The organism is Sutcliffiella halmapala, assembly GCF_050107295.1.
GTDB lineage: Bacteria > Bacillota > Bacilli > Bacillales > Bacillaceae_I > Sutcliffiella_A > Sutcliffiella_A halmapala_A.
Window position 1 is genome coordinate 1 of the sequence record NZ_JBNIKR010000024.1, and the last position, 16452, is coordinate 16452.

Annotated in this window: 16 protein-coding genes, 1 tRNA gene, 1 rRNA gene, 1 other RNA gene and 1 other annotated feature; of the genes, 14 read left to right on the forward strand and 5 right to left on the reverse strand. The window is 43.3% G+C overall.

All coding sequences use genetic code 11. The annotated features are described in order from the left end of the window. The first annotated feature begins 48 nt into the window (after positions 1-48). Positions 49-165 (forward strand): 5S ribosomal RNA (gene rrf / locus ACQCT5_RS22745). Between the two features lie 367 nt (positions 166-532). Here rrf and ACQCT5_RS22750 read toward each other — a convergent pair. After that, complete coding sequence (locus ACQCT5_RS22750) at positions 533-1501, reverse strand: YaaC family protein (RefSeq protein ID WP_499645377.1); 969 nt, start codon at positions 1499-1501, stop codon at positions 533-535. Between the two features lie 145 nt (positions 1502-1646). Here ACQCT5_RS22750 and guaB point away from each other — a divergent pair, with 145 nt between their 5' ends. The 6 genes from guaB to ACQCT5_RS22780 all read left to right on the forward strand — a co-directional run bounded on the left by guaB (position 1647) and on the right by ACQCT5_RS22780 (position 8130). Continuing rightward, positions 1647-3110, forward strand: a complete 1464-nt coding sequence (gene guaB / locus ACQCT5_RS22755) for an IMP dehydrogenase (RefSeq protein WP_499645379.1) — start codon at positions 1647-1649, stop codon at positions 3108-3110. A 128-nt stretch (positions 3111-3238) separates the two neighbouring features. Next, positions 3239-4597 (forward strand): D-alanyl-D-alanine carboxypeptidase family protein, encoded by a 1359-nt coding sequence (locus ACQCT5_RS22760; RefSeq protein ID WP_499645381.1) that lies wholly within the window; start codon positions 3239-3241, stop codon positions 4595-4597. A gap of 234 nt (positions 4598-4831) precedes the next feature. Further along, complete coding sequence (gene pdxS, locus ACQCT5_RS22765; RefSeq protein ID WP_224841821.1) at positions 4832-5716, forward strand: pyridoxal 5'-phosphate synthase lyase subunit PdxS; 885 nt, start codon at positions 4832-4834, stop codon at positions 5714-5716. Between the two features lie 18 nt (positions 5717-5734). After that, entirely contained in the window at positions 5735-6310 is a 576-nt protein-coding gene (pdxT, locus tag ACQCT5_RS22770) for a pyridoxal 5'-phosphate synthase glutaminase subunit PdxT (protein WP_499645384.1), read from the forward strand. Between the two features lie 67 nt (positions 6311-6377). Then, positions 6378-6616, forward strand: a binding site (T-box leader). 47 nt (positions 6617-6663) lie between these two features. Next, a complete protein-coding gene (serS, locus tag ACQCT5_RS22775; protein ID WP_499645386.1) occupies positions 6664-7941 on the forward strand; it encodes a serine--tRNA ligase in 1278 nt (425 codons plus the stop codon). A gap of 96 nt (positions 7942-8037) precedes the next feature. After that, positions 8038-8130, forward strand: a tRNA-Ser gene (locus tag ACQCT5_RS22780). A 144-nt stretch (positions 8131-8274) separates the two neighbouring features. Here the strand turns inward: ACQCT5_RS22780 and ACQCT5_RS22785 are convergent. The 4 genes from ACQCT5_RS22785 to ACQCT5_RS22800 form a co-directional block, all read right to left on the reverse strand. Next, complete coding sequence (locus tag ACQCT5_RS22785; RefSeq protein ID WP_204420221.1) at positions 8275-8943, reverse strand: deoxynucleoside kinase; 669 nt, start codon at positions 8941-8943, stop codon at positions 8275-8277. Next, positions 8940-9581, reverse strand: coding sequence for a deoxynucleoside kinase (locus tag ACQCT5_RS22790; RefSeq protein ID WP_499645389.1), 642 nt, complete (start codon positions 9579-9581; stop codon positions 8940-8942). Before ACQCT5_RS22790 ends, ACQCT5_RS22785 begins: the two co-directional genes overlap by 4 nt. Before the next feature lie 138 nt (positions 9582-9719). Further along, positions 9720-11033 (reverse strand): glycosyl hydrolase family 18 protein, encoded by a 1314-nt coding sequence (locus tag ACQCT5_RS22795; RefSeq protein ID WP_499645391.1) that lies wholly within the window; start codon positions 11031-11033, stop codon positions 9720-9722. A gap of 68 nt (positions 11034-11101) precedes the next feature. Continuing rightward, positions 11102-11641 carry a cysteine hydrolase family protein gene (locus tag ACQCT5_RS22800; protein WP_499645393.1) on the reverse strand — a complete coding sequence of 180 codons (540 nt, stop codon included), beginning with the start codon at positions 11639-11641 and terminating at the stop codon, positions 11102-11104. An 82-nt stretch (positions 11642-11723) separates the two neighbouring features. On the opposite strand from ACQCT5_RS22800, the gene tadA reads away from it, so the two are divergent. The 7 genes from tadA (at position 11724) to ACQCT5_RS22835 (ending at position 16121) form a co-directional block, all read left to right on the forward strand. After that, the gene (tadA, locus tag ACQCT5_RS22805) at positions 11724-12221 is read left to right on the forward strand and encodes a tRNA adenosine(34) deaminase TadA (protein ID WP_499645395.1); all 498 of its coding nucleotides are present in this window, start codon (positions 11724-11726) and stop codon (positions 12219-12221) included. Positions 12222-12320: 99 nt separating this feature from the next. Beyond that, positions 12321-12585: signal recognition particle sRNA large type (ffs, locus tag ACQCT5_RS22810), an RNA gene on the forward strand. Positions 12586-12748: 163 nt separating this feature from the next. Beyond that, entirely contained in the window at positions 12749-14440 is a 1692-nt protein-coding gene (gene dnaX, locus ACQCT5_RS22815) for a DNA polymerase III subunit gamma/tau (protein ID WP_499645397.1), read from the forward strand. A gap of 33 nt (positions 14441-14473) precedes the next feature. Further along, on the forward strand, positions 14474-14800 hold the full coding sequence (locus tag ACQCT5_RS22820) for a YbaB/EbfC family nucleoid-associated protein (protein WP_386646339.1): 327 nt from the start codon (positions 14474-14476) through the stop codon (positions 14798-14800). Positions 14801-14810: 10 nt separating this feature from the next. Then, positions 14811-15407: a recombination mediator RecR gene (gene recR / locus ACQCT5_RS22825; protein ID WP_204420210.1), complete on the forward strand. Its 597-nt coding sequence runs from the start codon at positions 14811-14813 to the stop codon at positions 15405-15407. Positions 15408-15447: 40 nt separating this feature from the next. Continuing rightward, positions 15448-15660 carry a YaaL family protein gene (locus ACQCT5_RS22830; RefSeq protein ID WP_499645399.1) on the forward strand — a complete coding sequence of 71 codons (213 nt, stop codon included), beginning with the start codon at positions 15448-15450 and terminating at the stop codon, positions 15658-15660. Positions 15661-15857: 197 nt separating this feature from the next. Beyond that, on the forward strand, positions 15858-16121 hold the full coding sequence (locus ACQCT5_RS22835; protein ID WP_499645401.1) for a pro-sigmaK processing inhibitor BofA family protein: 264 nt from the start codon (positions 15858-15860) through the stop codon (positions 16119-16121). Positions 16122-16452 lie beyond the last annotated feature (331 nt).

Below are 16452 nucleotides of genomic sequence, written 5' to 3' on the forward strand. Positions count from 1 at the left end.
AGAAAAAACGTTATCTAGTTTTGAAGGAACATCCTTCAACTGAATATGTCTGGTAATGATGGCGAAGAGGCCACACCCGTTCCCATACCGAACACGGAAGTTAAGCTCTTCAGCGCCGATGGTAGTTTGGGGCTGTCCCCCTGTGAGAGTAGGACGTTGCCAGGCAAGTTTAGAGGGGAGATCAGTGCTTAGGTGCTGGTCTTTTTTTGTTTGTTTTTGGTTTTTTGTTCTTTGGATGGGTTGTTGTGGGGGGGCGGTACTAATTAGTGCCAGGCCCCTCTTTTTTTGTGTGGGGAGAAAGAGGTTGTGTGGTGGAGGGAAGGGCCAGGCACTGGTGTGGGTGGGGAATTGGTTTGGTTTTTTGTTCTTTGGATGGGGTGAGGTGGGGGATGGTACATATTAGTGCCAGACCCATCTTTTTTTGTTTGGGGGAGAGAGAGGTTGGTGGTGGAGGGAGGGGCCAGGCACTGGTGTGGGGGCAGGAGGTATCCGTTTTTTATAGGGATGCCTCCTATGCCCGGCAGTGTTTTATTTATTCTTCAATATCAAAAACCCGCATTAGGAATGTGTGTAGGTAGTGTGCCGTTTTTTCTGCGGTGATATCTAGGAATTGAATGATGAGTGAGAGGTCGCTGCTGTTGAAGGTGTGGAGGAGTTCTCCCCACCATTCTGTTTCGTAGCGACAGATCATACTTAGGTTATAGAGCAGGAGGTAATGTACAAGTACCTCTGGAAAGAAAGTGAAATGCTCTTTTTTTCGTGTAATATAGAGCATCGAGTTTTGATGATGATAGAGCAGTGGAGAATAGCTTAAGGACTGATTATCCTGAGTGCCACTGAAGGTCATCATTTGCTTGTGTTGTTCGTTTGCAAGATGCTTGTAGGATGTGTGCGTTTGGAAATACTGAATAAACCGATCCTGTGTCATTTTGTAGTCATCGAGGATGGTTAAGGGAATGGAAACGGTGGTATCTGTTGCCAGACCAATGGAAAGAAAGGGTATTTTATTTTTTGTGATTTTAATGGCTTCTTCCAGCTCCGGGATGGAGTAGAGAAGTTCTTGCATAGAGTATTTTGTTCCTTCGATTTGTTTCACATGAAACATTTTGTCGCTTATGTGCGAAAATAGGCCGTTCTTTTGAATTTTTACCTCGTCCTGGATGAATTCATAGCTTTGTTTCTTCCTTTTTCTTGTAGAGACTCCATGTGCCAATACTGCAGTTGATTCCGGATAGGAGGGATCTACAGTTAGCAGGCAAGCTTTTAGCAGCTGAATCATTCCATAAAATAAAAGGACGGGTTTTATGGAGAGAGGTGAGTTTTTTGTTTGCTGAAGATAAGTTAATCCATGCTCAATAAAGTAAATAAAACTGTATGCGTTTTGATAGCTCTTTTGCTCATAGTTTTCCACCTGGTTTTTATGATAGCTTTTTTTTAGTAATTTCTGGGCGGTCTCTACAGATAGGAATGGGTGAAAAAGATTTAAATTAGAGTGAGCCATGTTTTTCTTCCACTTCCTCGATTGATTTGGATATAAATTAAATTTTTTGAAAAATCCAACTTATAAAAGTATCCTTGACAGTATTTTGTCCAGTTGATAATCTACTATAAATATATTCGAGGAAAAGAAGGGGGAAAATTTTGTCATGTGGGAAAGCAAATTTGCAAAAGAAGGATTAACGTTTGATGATGTATTACTCGTACCAGCCAAGTCTGAGGTGTTACCTAGGGATGTTAGTTTAAAGGTGAAGCTGACAGAGACCTTGCAGTTGAATATACCGATTATCAGTGCGGGTATGGATACTGTGACAGAAGCTGAGATGGCTATTGCTATGGCGAGACAGGGTGGTTTAGGGATTATCCATAAAAACATGTCAATTGAACAGCAAGCAGAGCAAGTGGATAAAGTAAAACGTTCCGAGAGAGGCGTTATTACGGATCCTTTCTTTTTAACTCCCGATCATCAAGTGTTTGATGCAGAGCATTTAATGGGCAAGTACAGAATCTCCGGTGTGCCGATTGTGAATAACAAGGAAGAGCAAAAGCTTGTGGGTATTCTTACTAACCGTGATCTGCGTTTCATCCAAGATTTTTCCATCCCGATTTTCGACGTCATGACAAAAGAAAATCTTGTAACTGCTTCCGTAGGTACAACTTTAGCAGAAGCCGAAAGCATCTTACAAAAATATAAGATTGAAAAGCTTCCCCTAGTAGATGAAGAAGGCATCTTAAAAGGTCTTATCACGATAAAGGATATTGAAAAAGTTATTGAATTCCCTCATTCCTCCAAGGATGACCAAGGCAGACTGCTGGTAGGGGCAGCTGTCGGGGTGACAGGTGATACGATGCTTCGAGTTGAAAAACTAGTTCAGGCGAGTGTGGATGCAATCGTTGTGGATACTGCTCACGGTCACTCACAAGGAGTATTGGATACCGTGAAGAAAATCAGAAGCAAGTATCCGAAGCTGAATATCATTGCAGGGAATGTTGCAACAGCCGAAGCGACGAAGGATTTGATTGAAGCTGGAGCCGATGTGATCAAAGTAGGGATTGGACCTGGTTCCATCTGTACAACCCGTGTGGTAGCAGGTGTTGGGGTTCCTCAAATCACAGCGGTATATGATTGTGCATCAGAGGCACGCAAGCATGGCGCATCCATTATAGCGGATGGCGGTATCAAGTATTCTGGAGATATCGTGAAAGCTTTGGCTGCTGGCGGTCATGCAGTAATGCTTGGAAGTATGCTTGGAGGTACAACAGAAAGTCCTGGAGAAACGGAAATATTCCAAGGCAGAAGATTTAAAGTATATCGCGGCATGGGTTCTGTTGGTGCAATGGAAAAAGGAAGCAAGGATCGGTACTTCCAGGAGGACAACAAGAAATTTGTTCCGGAAGGCATTGAAGGACGCATTCCTTATAAAGGCCCAGTTGCTGACACAATCTACCAGATGGTTGGCGGACTTCGTTCCGGGATGGGGTATTGTGGAACAAAGGACCTGCAATCCTTAAGAGAAAATTCCCAGTTTGTCAAGATGACGGGTGCAGGACTGCGTGAGAGTCATCCACACGATGTCCAAATCACAAAAGAATCTCCCAACTATTCCATTTGATAACAATCATATAGGTGCATAGTCATAGTTGTGACAGAGAAAGAACAAGTCTTTCTCTGTCTATTTTTTTTGGAAATAGTGTGTTAAAATAACGACTATGTGAAAAAGTTTCTGGAGGGTAATTTATTGTGAAAAAAAATCTTCAACGTTTTATTGCTAGTTTATTAGCCATTACTTTATTGACTACGATTTTTTCGATACAAGATGTACAAGCAGAGGAAAATGACCATTTAAATATAAATGCGGAAGCTGCTCTACTACTTGAACAAAGCACAGGGAAAATCATCTACCAAAAGAACATCGATACAGTACTCGGAATTGCAAGTATGACTAAAATGATGACAGAATACCTAATTCTTGAGGCTGTACATGAAGGAAAATTATCTTGGGATGATCAGTATAATGTAACTGAATATGTTCATACGATTTCACAAGATACTAGTTTATCCAATGTTCCCTTAAGAAGAGATGGAACGTATAATGCGAAAGAATTGTATGAGGCGATGGCAATCTACTCAGCAAATGGAGCAACTATTGCCCTTTCGGAAATGGTGGCGGGCTCTGAAGAAGCATTTGTCGCTCTTATGAATGAAAAAGCAGAAGAATTAGGATTGAAAGATTATAAGTTTGTAAATACCACTGGACTGAACAATGCAGACCTATACGGAATGCACCCGGCTAACACAGCAGCTGACGAAGAAAATGTGATGTCAGCACGTGCAACAGCTAAGCTTGCTTTTCACTTGCTGAAGGACTTCCCGGAACTTCTGGTGACTTCAAGCATTGCGAAACAAGTGTTCAGAGAAGATACGGAAGACAGAATTGAGATGTCCAACTGGAACTGGATGATTCCTTCTTTGGTTAAGGGGTATGAAGGTGTGGACGGTATCAAGACCGGTTACACGGACTTTGCCGGGTACTCTTTCACGGGTACAGTAGAGAAGGACGGCATGCGATTTATTTCCGTGGTAATGAACGCAAAAAATGAAAGCGGCCAACCGGATGTAGAGGCCCGCTTTGATGAAACAAGAAAACTGTTTGATTATGGCTATGCCAATTTCTCTGTAAAAGAGCTCTATCCTGCAAACTATCAAATTGATGAGAATTCCAATTTGATAGTGGTAAAAGGGAAAGAGAAGAATGTTGATGTCGCAACAAGTGAGCCGCTAAAAGTATTGGTGAAACGTGGCGAAGAAGAGAACTTCGAGCCTTTATACGTGTTTGATGAGAAGGTAGTAAACAAAAAGAAAGAAATTACAGCTCCTTTTGATAAAGGAGAGAAGGTCGGATATCTCACAGTCGAATATACTGGGGAAGATGAGAGCGGCTACCTATTTGAGGAAAACAAAAGTGGTGCACAGGCTGATGTTGTGACAACAGAAGCGGTGGAGAAAGCCAACTGGTTCGTCCTGACGATGCGTGGTATTGGAGGATTCTTCGGAGATCTTTGGTCCACCATTGCCAGTTCCATCAAGGGACTGTTTTAATTAAGTGTCAGACAAATAAGTGCAAAGAGACTATCATGTCTTTCTGCACTTATTTTTTTAATATCGGGGAAATGTGCCGGGCATGCCGGGGCCGGGACGATTTTCATTGCTTGAAAGAAATTTATTAGGATTTTTATCGGAATTGAGGTAAAATAAAGGACGTGTAAGAAAATCATATGGACATGGTCCATTTTATTTAAAACTATTTTAATCTACATACAGGGGGAATTCTCAATGACTTTAACAGGTACTGATCGTGTAAAACGTGGAATGGCAGAAATGCAAAAAGGCGGCGTCATCATGGACGTTGTCAATGCGGAGCAAGCTAAGATCGCTGAGGAAGCTGGAGCAGTAGCGGTTATGGCATTAGAGCGCGTTCCTGCTGATATCCGTGCAGCTGGTGGAGTTGCTCGTATGGCAGATCCTACTATCACTGAAGAGGTAATGAAGGCAGTTACTATTCCGGTAATGGCTAAAGCCCGTATCGGTCATATCGTGGAGGCGCGCATTCTGGAAGCGATGGGTGTTGACTACATCGATGAGAGTGAAGTATTGACTCCTGCCGATGAAGAGTATCACTTGGACAAGCGTCAATATAAAGTACCTTTCGTTTGTGGGTGCCGTGATCTTGGTGAAGCTGCCCGCCGTATCGGTGAAGGTGCTTCCATGCTTCGTACGAAGGGTGAGCCTGGTACAGGAAACATCGTAGAGGCTGTTCGTCACATCCGTAAAGTGAACGCACAAGTTCGCAAAGTGGTAGGAATGAATGAAGATGAATTGATGACAGAAGCAAAATTATTAGGAGCACCTTTTGAATTGCTTCTTGAAATTAAGCGTCTTGGGCGTCTGCCGGTAGTCAATTTCGCTGCTGGTGGTATTGCGACACCTGCAGATGCAGCATTAATGATGCAATTAGGTTCTGATGGGGTATTTGTTGGATCTGGTATCTTCAAATCCGACAACCCGGCTAAAACTGCTCGTGCCATCGTGGAAGCGACTACTCACTACCAGGATTATGAGTTGATTGCCAGCCTATCAAAAGGTTTGGGTGCAGCAATGAAAGGCATCGAGATTTCTACACTATTACCTGAAAATCGCATGCAAGAGCGTGGCTGGTAAGTAAAGGAGTTTTGAATCATGGTGAAGGTTGGAGTCCTGGGACTTCAAGGTGCAGTTCGGGAGCATGTGAAATCGATCGAAGCATCTGGAGCAGAGGCAATTGTAGTAAAGAAAGTAGAACAGCTTGCTGAGATTGATGGTCTGATTATTCCCGGTGGGGAAAGCACGACCATGCGTCGTTTAATTGATAAATATTCTTTCATGGAGCCATTGCGCGAATTCGGCGCGAGTGGAAAGCCTATTTTTGGTACATGTGCAGGACTTATTCTCATTGCGAAGGAAATTGTCGGGTATGAGGAGCCGCATCTTGGTTTGATGGATGCCAAAGTGGAGCGTAATTCCTTTGGCCGCCAAGTCGACAGTTTCGAGGCGGAACTTACGATTGCAGGCGTGGCCAATGACTTTGTAGGCGTCTTTATCCGTGCTCCACACATCGTGGAGGTTGGAGAGGAAGTAGAAGTCCTTTGCAAGCATAACGGCCGTATTGTAGCAGCAAGACAAGGACAATTCCTCGGGTGTTCGTTCCATCCGGAATTGACGGACGATCACCGTATCACGCAGTATTTTGTTAATATGGTGAAAGAGTCTAAATAAAATAGTGTATAAAACTATTGCAAGTAAGAGAAACTTGTAGTAAATTATTCGTTAACAAGAAAATATAGCCAAAGCGTTGAGAGGAAATAGTATCGGGCTGTTATTACTAAAGAGAGTCGGTGGCTGGTGAAAACCGATGTAGAGCACTTGAGAATCCATCCTTGAGCAGTGAACCGAATTACCGTTTTCAGGTATAGTAAGTCACTTCGGTAAGATTATTACCGTTATCGAATGAAGTGGGAAAAGGTTTTACATGCCTTTTTCAACAAGGGTGGCAACACGGGATATCAAACTCTCGTCCCTATTAGGGGACGGGGGTTTTTTGTGTTTTTAAAAAAGGAGGAATAGGAAAAATGTTGGATTTAAAACTATTGCGTGCCAATTTTGAAGAAATTAAAGGTAAGCTTACCCACCGCGGGGAAGACTTAACAGATCTTGACCGTTTTGAAGAGCTTGATGCGAAAAGAAGAGATTTGTTAGGGCAGACGGAACAACTGAAAAGCAAGCGTAATGAAGTATCCCAACAGATCGCTGTAATGAAGCGTGAAAAGCAGGATGCCGATCATCTGATCAAGGAAATGCGAGAAGTTGGAGACAAAGTTAAAGAGTTGGATGATGAGCTAAGAGGAGTAGAAGAGACGTTGGAGCTTTTACTGATGTCCATTCCGAATATCCCTCATGAGAGCGTACCTGTTGGGGAAACCGAGGATGACAATGTGGAAGTTCGTAAATGGGGTGAGGTTCCTGTATTTGATCACGAAGTAAAAGCACACTGGGATATTGCAGATGAGTTGGGAATCCTGGACTTCGAACGTGCCGGCAAGGTAACAGGAAGCCGTTTTGTATTTTATCGCGGACTTGGTGCGCGACTGGAAAGAGCACTATTCAACTTCATGCTTGATTTACATGTTGATGAGCATGGATACACAGAAGTGCTGCCTCCATACCTCGTAAACCGTGCAAGTATGACAGGAACCGGACAGCTTCCTAAGTTTGAAGAAGATGCTTTTCTGATTGAAAAAGAAGACTACTTCCTAGTTCCGACTGCTGAGGTTCCGATCACCAATATGCATCGTGATGAAATTCTGACTGCCGATCAGCTGCCGATCAACTATGCAGCATTCAGTGCATGCTTCCGTTCTGAAGCGGGTTCTGCAGGGCGTGATACTCGTGGTCTTATCCGCCAGCATCAATTCAATAAAGTGGAGCTTGTGAAGTTTGTAAAGCCGGAAGATTCTTATGAAGAGCTTGAAAAATTAACAGGTAATGCCGAGAAAGTATTGCAGCTCCTTGGGTTGCCATACCGCGTTCTGAGCATGTGTACAGCGGACTTAGGCTTTACAGCTGCGAAGAAGTACGACATTGAAGTATGGATTCCGAGTGCGGAGACCTACCGTGAGATTTCTTCTTGCAGTAACTTTGAGAGCTTCCAGGCACGCCGTGCAGGCATTCGTTTCCGTCGTGATCCAAAGGGGAAACCGGAACATGTGCACACACTGAATGGTTCTGGCCTGGCGATAGGCCGTACAGTTGCTGCCATCATCGAGAACTACCAGCAGGCTGATGGATCTGTAGTGATTCCTGAAGTACTGCGTCCTTATATGGGTGGCAAGCAAATTTTGACTAAATAGTGAACAAAAATAGGGTGGGGAAAAAATTCTCCATCCTTTTCTTTTATTGCGTTGACAAGTTATTTTGAAATATGATATATTACTTTTTGTTGATACGGAGGAATACCCAAGTCCGGCTGAAGGGATCGGTCTTGAAAACCGACAGGGGTGTCAAAACCCGCGGGGGTTCGAATCCCCCTTCCTCCTCCATCGATTTATTTATAAAAGGTGATTTTACCTAAAGCGCATAAAATGGAGATTGTTCGTTACATTGGAGAAAGTAACGATTTTTTTATTGTCAAAGCTGGAAGCGACGCCGTCTGAGACAATAAATAAGCCGCCTATATAGGCGGCTTATTTTTTTAGCAGAAGTGATTGCTTCATATGATGGGAGATCTTTTCTATGATTGGTTCAACTGAATTGGAATTTCTCAAAACATCATAGTCGTTGATATTTAAACGAAGTACAGGACATGCGTGAAAGCTGTTGATCCACTTTTCATAGCGTTCGTGCATTTCTTCCCAGTACGAGATAGGTGTTTGTTGTTCCATTGGACGACCGCGTTCCTGGATTCTCCCAAGAATATCATCCAAGCTTCCTTCCAGATAGATCAAGAGGTCCGGATGAGGAAAATATGGTGTCATGACCATTGCCTCAAAAAGGCTTGTATAGGTTTCATAATCCACCTTCGTCATTGTCCCTTTTTCATAATGCATATTTGCAAAAATCCCTGTATCTTCATAAATGGAACGATCCTGAACGAACCCTCCGCCATATTCGAAAATCTTCTTCTGATCCTTAAAGCGCTCCGCCAGGAAGTAGATCTGCAAATGAAAGCTCCACCGTTCGAAATCCGCATAGAACTTGTCCAAATATGGATTTGTATCTACTTTTTCGAAAGAAGTGCGAAAGCCTAGTGCATTTGCTAAAGCGTTTGTCATGGTTGATTTCCCGACACCGACTGTTCCGGCAATCGTAATGACCGCATTGGATGGGATGCCGTATTTTTCACGTAGATTCATTTAATGATAACTCCTTTTTCCAAGGTATCGCGCAATTGGTTGAAGATCTTTTCTTTATCCTCTTCACGCTGAATAAAATCTATTTCGTCCCCATTGAAGCGTAATATCGGCAGGGATGGATATTGTCGTTCCAGTCGATCCATTTCTTCATCATAGTCCAAACTAAGCTGTTGAAGATAAAGCGGGTCGATTTTCTTTTCGATATCTCTACCACGCATTTCAATCCTACTTAATAAGGTGTCCAAACTAGCATGCAAATAGATGATGACATTTGGTTTTGGCATATCCGATGTCAGGATTTCATAGATTTGCAGGTATTTGTCATACTGTTTATCCCTTAATGTACGCTTTGCAAAAATAAGATTCTTCATGATGTGATAATCCGACACAACCGGTGCCCCGTTCTTTAAATGAAGCCGATCGATATCTTCTAGTTGCTTATATCTATTGCATAGAAAAAACATTTCCGTCTGGAAACTCCACTCATCTATATCTTCGTAGAATTTTCCGAGAAAAGGATTTTCGTCTACTATTTCTTTTAATAACTGATACTGGAACTCCTCTGCAATCTTCTTTGCAAGCGAGGTTTTTCCAACACCAATCGGTCCTTCAACTGTAATAAATGGTGTTGCATGCATCTCAATGGACCCCCTTAATTAAACCGAACACTCATCAATATTTTGACAGACATTTAACATTCTATCACAGATAATGTAGATGTGGATTAGGAAATTATGAAAAAAAAGAGACTGAATACCATTCAGCCTCCAATCTTTTTATCTATATGATTGCTGCCACCGTGCTGTCGGATTTTTCACCACATTGAAGTTGTCGGTGATCAAAAGCCAATTTTGGGGGAAGGAAAGTCCGAGTTTCCAATAGCTGATCCCTCTCAGATTCAATTCTTTCAATAAATCAAACTTTGCCTGGATCGAACGTGCATCCTCGAACCAGACTTTATGTTCTTTTCCTTCTTTCCAATAATTGAAATGTGGTGCCTGTGCTTTCTCATCGTATTCGATAGCCGCATTATTATCACTGGCAAGCTGGATGGCAGCCTGTGGGCTGATTGCTTTTGCGAACTCCCCGCCAGGTTTGAATGGAAGGGTCCAGTCATAGCCGTATAGGTTCTGTCCCATCATGATTTTATTGCCAGGCATCTCTGTCAATGCGTACTCGAGTACCTCTCTTACCGGACCGATTGGTGAAACCGCCATTGGCGGGCCGCCGCTGTAGCCCCATTCATAGGTCATGATGATGACAAAGTCGACAATCTCTCCGTGTGCTTTGTAGTCATGGGCTTCATACCATTTCCCTTTTTGGTCTGCCTTTGTTTTCGGCGCCAATGCCGTGGAAATGAGCCATCCTTCTTTTTTGAAACGGTCGCGTGCTTTTCGTAAAAACGTGTTGTAAGCTTCCTTATCAGCCGGTCTCAGGAACTCGAAATCAAAATGGATGTCCTTGAAGTTGTATTTCTTTGCGGTTGCGACTACATTATCGAGAAATTTGTTCTGGATTGACATATTCGTCAATATGATTCGGCCAAGCTCATCACTGAAGCCGTCCTCCTCTAGATTGGTGAGGACCATCATGAGTGTGACGTTATTCGCCTGGGCTATTTGCGGAAAGTTGTTCAGTGGCGGTTCCTTCAGTGAGCCGTCACGCTGAACGCGAAAACTGAATGGTGCGAGATAGGTCAGATAGGGAGCCGCGTTCCTTGCACTCTGTTCCAGCTGAGGGGAAACTGTATTTCCTCTTGGCTCAATATATGCATTGATTTCCGCTTCAGGTTTTGGCTGTGGTGGAATATATAGTCTGATTCCTGTACGCAGTGGTTGATTGACATTCAATTGGTTTACCTGTGCCAGGCGTTGGGGTGTTGTATTGAATTTCCTTGCTATTGAAGTAAGAGTATCGCCTTGTTGCACATAATAGAACCTTCCCACGATTGGAATTACGAGCGCCTGCCCTATTACAAGATTATCGGGATTGGGCAATTCGTTTGCTTCTATTATATCTTCAGGGGTCGTTGCATAAGTCTGCGAAATCCCGTAGATTGTTTGTCCTTGCTGAACGACATGAATTTGCATGGTTCGTCCCTCCTATTCATCATCCTTTATCAATGTATGAGAGTATGGAGGGAAACATGCAAGGTTCTTTAATGCTTCAGTAGCGCTTCTGTCGTATGGATGGAAGCCTTCAGGACATTCTTCATCATCGTAATCGCGTATTCATTATCCTCGTCTGCAGTAGAAGCAATGGCATCGGTTGGTATATGAAGCTTTATCTCTCGCATATATGCGTCATTTGCAGTAAAAAGCACGCATATATTCCCGGCTATACCTGTCAGAATGAGAGATTTTACTCCAAGCTGGGACAGAAGAGTATGTAGGGCAGTACCAAAAAAAGCGGAATGCTTCGGTTTTATCAGAAAATAGTCATCCCCTTCAGGACAGAGATTTTCAATGATGCTTTTACTAAGTGGATTATTGCATTTCTCCATAATCTTGTTATAGTCTGCCTGCCATAGCTGATAATGATCATTTACATAGATGATCGGGAGACCGTTCGCCCTCATGAGTTCTTTAAGTTTTAATATGTTAGGTGCAATGGCAGCGGTTTTCTTAGCCAGTGTTTTTCCGTGCTTAAACTGAAAATCATTGATAATATCAATAATAAGTAATGCTGTGTGCTCCAAGTATTATCACCTCATGCAGATTAGTGTATGGAATTCCGGACAAGAATATAAACGAGCATGCAAAAAGAAAGGAATACGGGTTATGCAAGTAAAAACCGATGAATGGTTCATGAAACTGGCAATAGAAGAAGCGAAAAAAGCGGAAGGATTGGCGGAAGTGCCGATCGGAGCGATCATAGTCAAGGACGGAGAGGTCATTGCAAGGGGCCATAACTTGAGGGAGACGACTCAGCGATCCATTACCCATGCCGAAATACTGGCTATCGATGAAGCATGCAAAAAGCTGGGTACATGGAGGTTGGAGGATACCACCCTTTATGTCACACTCGAGCCATGTCCGATGTGTGCGGGCGCCATCGTTTTATCACGCGTGCACAAAGTAGTGTTTGGTGCCATGGATCCAAAAGCAGGCTGTGCCGGCACATTAATGAACCTGTTGGATGAACCGCGATTTAATCACCAGACCGAGATAGTGAGTGGAGTACTCGAGGAAGAGTGCGGAGCGCTGCTTTCCGATTTCTTCAGGAAGCTTCGAGAGCAGAAAAAGGAGAAAAAGAAACAACTGAAAACCGACACCTAAAATTTTACAGATGATTATGGTTGCAATTTTTCCTTTTTCCCCTTATACTAAATTATGCGTCGGATATAAAGACGCACTAACCTATTGGTTTTAATTTTGTCGTGCTAAGCGGGGAGGTAGCGGTGCCCTGAACTCGCAATCCGCTCTAGCGAGGCTGAATCCCTTCTCGAGGTTAGCAGGCTGTAGGGTCTGCCTTAAGTAAGTGGTGTTGACACCTGGGTCCTGCGCAATGGGAACCCGTGAACCATGTCAGGTCCGGAAGGAAGCAGCATTAAGCGGACTCTCTCATGTGCCGCAGGGTTGCCTGGGTCGAGCTAACTGCTTAAGTAACGCTTATGGTGGCTAATCGACAGAAGGTGCACGGCAGTTATAAATAGTCACTCAAACTCACTCTATTGCAGGGTGGGTTTTTTGCTGTCTTGTTATTCTTTATTCGAAAATAAATCAAGCCTTTTCATGTTTGCTTTTGAAATTGACTCCATTTCTACGGTATAATGGAAAGGATAAGAAAGAAGGAGGGCATATTGGTGGCATATCAAGCTTTATATCGTGTTTTTCGACCACAGATTTTTCAGGATGTCGTGGGACAGGAACATATAACCAAAACCTTACAAAACGCCCTGCTTCAACAGAAGTTCTCACATGCCTATCTTTTTTCAGGCCCAAGAGGAACCGGAAAAACAAGTGCGGCAAAGATATTAGCAAAGGCTGTGAACTGCGAACACGCTCCTGTTGCAGAGCCTTGTAACGAGTGCCCTTCCTGCAGGGGAATCACAGACGGATCTATTTCAGATGTAATGGAAATCGATGCGGCCTCCAATAACGGAGTCGATGAAATCCGTGATATCAGGGACAAGGTGAAATATGCACCGAGTGCGGTCAAGTATAAAGTATATATCATAGATGAAGTACATATGCTTTCCATCGGAGCCTTCAACGCGTTATTAAAAACGCTTGAAGAGCCTCCTAAACACGTGATTTTCATCCTGGCTACAACAGAGCCGCATAAAATCCCTCTGACCATCATATCGCGCTGTCAACGATTTGATTTCAGAAGAATCACCGCGGAATCCATTGTCGGCAGGTTGGAAACCGTGCTGAATGCCCAGGGAATCGAAAGTGAGCCCCATGCCCTTGCCGTAATAGCAAGAGCGGCTGAGGGGGGAATGCGTGATGCCTTGAGTTTGATGGATCAGGCCATCTCCTTCAGCGACGGGGTCCTCACCGTGCAGGATGCGCTCTCCATCACGGGATCGGTTTCCCAGACCTTCCTTACCGATCTTGTGGGTGCACTCCATCAAAAGAATGTTGCGGAAGCCTTGGATTCCTTGAATTCCGTTTTACGTTCAGGAAAAGACCCTTCCAGGTTTTTAGAGGATTTGATTTTCTATTACCGAGACATGCTGCTCTATAAAACAGCACCAAGGCTTGAGCAGATCCTGGATAGAGTGCAGGTGGATGAGGGATTCAGGACGTTTGCGGAGGAAATCCTTTCTGAGACCATTTATGAAACGATCGATATACTCAATAAGAGCCAGCAGGAGATGAAGTGGACCAATCATCCACGGATCTATCTTGAGGTGGCAATTGTGAAACTCTGTCAGCTTGAGGGCCCTTCGAAGGAGTCTGCAGACCAAGATCAGGTGAATATCCTCATGAAGAAAATCACCTTGCTTGAAAATAAGGTGAAAGAATTATCTTCGGGTAAAATGGTCGAAGCCAACCAAGCGGCGACAGCAGCCAAAACACCTGCAAGATCTGGTGGAGGATCACGTAATGGGTTCAAACCGGCAGTCGGGCGAATCCAGGAAGTGCTGAAAACTGCGACAAGAGGCGATCTGGAAAGCATAAAAGGCAGCTGGGCTCAGCTATTGGAGACGCTTCGAAAGCAGAACAGGGTGTCACATGCGGCTTTATTGACAGATAGTGAGCCGGTGGCTGCTTCCAACCAGGCTTTTGTGTTAAAATTCAAGTATGAGATACATTGCAAGATGGCATCTGATGACCAGGTAAAGCAGAATCTGGAGCAGATCCTGATGGAGCTTACCGGAAAATCCTTCGATATGCTGGCTGTACCTGAAACGGAGTGGCAGCAGATTCGGGAGGACTTCATCCGTGGCCAGAAAGATGAGACAGGTGGAGACCAACAGGAAGAGGACCCGCTTATTGAAGAGGCCAAGAAATTGGTAGGTTCCGAGTTGATTGAAATAAAAGAATAAACCATTAACCAATATTAGGAGGAATGACTTATGATGCGTGGTGGCGGAATGGGTAACATGCAAAAAATGATGAAACAAATGCAAAAGATGCAAAAGGATATGGCGAAAGCGCAAGAGGAACTAGCGGAAAAGACAATTGAAGGTACTGCTGGCGGTGGTATGGTGACGGTTGTTGTGAACGGCCAGAAAGAAATCATTTCTGTGAATATTAAAGAGGAAGTAGTAGACCCGGAAGATATCGAAATGCTACAAGATCTTGTACTGGCTGCTACAAATGATGCCTTGAAGAAAATGGAGGAGTTGACTAATGATACAATGGGTCAATTCACCAAAGGGTTAAACATGCCAGGACTTTTCTAGGAGGACCTTTATGCACTATCCTGAGCCTATATCAAAGCTGATCGACAGCTTTATGAAATTGCCGGGTATCGGCCCGAAAACGGCCGCACGTCTGGCTTTTTTCGTATTGAATATGAAAGAAGACACCGTATTGGACTTTGCAAAAGCATTGGTCAATGCGAAAAGGAACTTATCGTACTGCTCTGTTTGCGGACATATCACCGATAAGGATCCATGCTATATCTGTGAGGATAACCGACGTGATCAGACCGTTATTTGCGTAGTCCAGGAAACCAAGGATGTAATCGCCATGGAAAAGATGAAGGACTATAACGGACTCTACCACGTATTGCATGGTGCCATCTCGCCCATGGATGGAATTGGGCCGGAGGATATCAAAATCCCTGAACTCATCAAACGATTACAGGATGATGTGGTTCAGGAACTGATTCTCGCTACCAATCCCAACATTGAGGGAGAAGCAACCGCGATGTATATATCTAGGCTTCTAAAACCGACAGGAATCAAGATGACACGTATCGCACACGGTCTTCCGGTCGGAGGAGACCTGGAGTACGCCGATGAAGTGACACTATCAAAGGCGTTAGAAGGAAGAAGAGAAATATAATTAACTATGATAAATCCATGTAAAGGGGCTAACACTAGCTATGTTTTTTCGTAAAAAAGACCGTTTGAAAAAACAGTTCGATGCCAAACTCATGGAAACAACCGAGTCGTGCAAAGATCGTTGGACGAAACAAAAAAGCCTTGTTGAAAAAAGTGTAGAGCCATCCGAAGAGGTAATCTGCCAGCTCAAAATGGCAGAAGCCAAATATCTCTTCCTATTAAAAGAAGTTCGTACCAGAATGACAGTAAAATAAATAGCAGAAAAAAACCGCTAAATACCGCAGCCGACTAGGCTGCGGTATTTTTATTGAATGAATTCATCTATATAAATAGAAGAAGGTGTCATCTCTATTGTTCCCAGGAACAACTGTTATTAACTTCAACAGTTTGTTCTGAAATCAATAAGGCAACATACAATTACAATATAGTACAAGCTGAGGAGGGAGCAGGTTTGCAGCCATTGATAGTGATTGGAGTAATAGGAGCGCTCATATTATTGGTTCTTATAGTAGGGACTCCCCTGAAACCGTTGCGATTTGTCGGACAAACAGCCATTAAAATAATGATAGGTGCGCTGTTCTTGTTTTTCTTGAACGCTTTCGGAAATTCAATGGGGATACATGTCCCGATCAACTTGGCCACCTCTGCCATTTCAGGGGTGCTCGGAATCCCTGGTGTTGCAGCATTGGTGATCATCCAAATGTATATCATTTAATAAGACTAAGGTTCCTCTGAAAAAAGAGGGATTTTTTTTTGCGTTTTTTATTGACGAGGGTGTTATTAAAATGGTATATTAGATTTCGTTGTCACAAACGAATCGCGTTTCGGAAAAACTTCTTCTTAAAAAAAGTTGTTGACTCGCTTTTATGGATGTGATAAGATAATAAAGTCGCTTCGAGAGAACGACTCATAAAAAAGTTCTTTGAAAACTAAACAAAACAACAGCGTCCACGTTAATCTTATAGGGATTAACAAAGAACGAAAAAGTAACATAAGCTAGTCAACATTTGAGCATAAGCTCAAACTCTTTATTGGAGAGTTTGATC

Excerpts from the sequence above, each read along its gene's own strand:
- ACQCT5_RS22750 (WP_499645377.1), bottom strand. The coding sequence starts at position 1,501 with ATGGCTCACTCTAATTTAAATCTTTTTCACCCATTCCTATCTGTAGAG.
- guaB (WP_499645379.1), top strand. The coding sequence starts at position 1,647 with ATGTGGGAAAGCAAATTTGCAAAAGAAGGATTAACGTTTGATGATGTA.
- pdxS (WP_224841821.1), top strand. The coding sequence starts at position 4,832 with ATGACTTTAACAGGTACTGATCGTGTAAAACGTGGAATGGCAGAAATG.
- pdxT (WP_499645384.1), top strand. The coding sequence starts at position 5,735 with ATGGTGAAGGTTGGAGTCCTGGGACTTCAAGGTGCAGTTCGGGAGCAT.
- serS (WP_499645386.1), top strand. The coding sequence starts at position 6,664 with ATGTTGGATTTAAAACTATTGCGTGCCAATTTTGAAGAAATTAAAGGT.
- ACQCT5_RS22785 (WP_204420221.1), bottom strand. The coding sequence starts at position 8,943 with ATGAATCTACGTGAAAAATACGGCATCCCATCCAATGCGGTCATTACG.
- ACQCT5_RS22790 (WP_499645389.1), bottom strand. The coding sequence starts at position 9,581 with ATGCATGCAACACCATTTATTACAGTTGAAGGACCGATTGGTGTTGGA.
- ACQCT5_RS22795 (WP_499645391.1), bottom strand. The coding sequence starts at position 11,033 with ATGCAAATTCATGTCGTTCAGCAAGGACAAACAATCTACGGGATTTCG.
- tadA (WP_499645395.1), top strand. The coding sequence starts at position 11,724 with ATGCAAGTAAAAACCGATGAATGGTTCATGAAACTGGCAATAGAAGAA.
- ACQCT5_RS22820 (WP_386646339.1), top strand. The coding sequence starts at position 14,474 with ATGCGTGGTGGCGGAATGGGTAACATGCAAAAAATGATGAAACAAATG.
- recR (WP_204420210.1), top strand. The coding sequence starts at position 14,811 with ATGCACTATCCTGAGCCTATATCAAAGCTGATCGACAGCTTTATGAAA.
- ACQCT5_RS22830 (WP_499645399.1), top strand. The coding sequence starts at position 15,448 with ATGTTTTTTCGTAAAAAAGACCGTTTGAAAAAACAGTTCGATGCCAAA.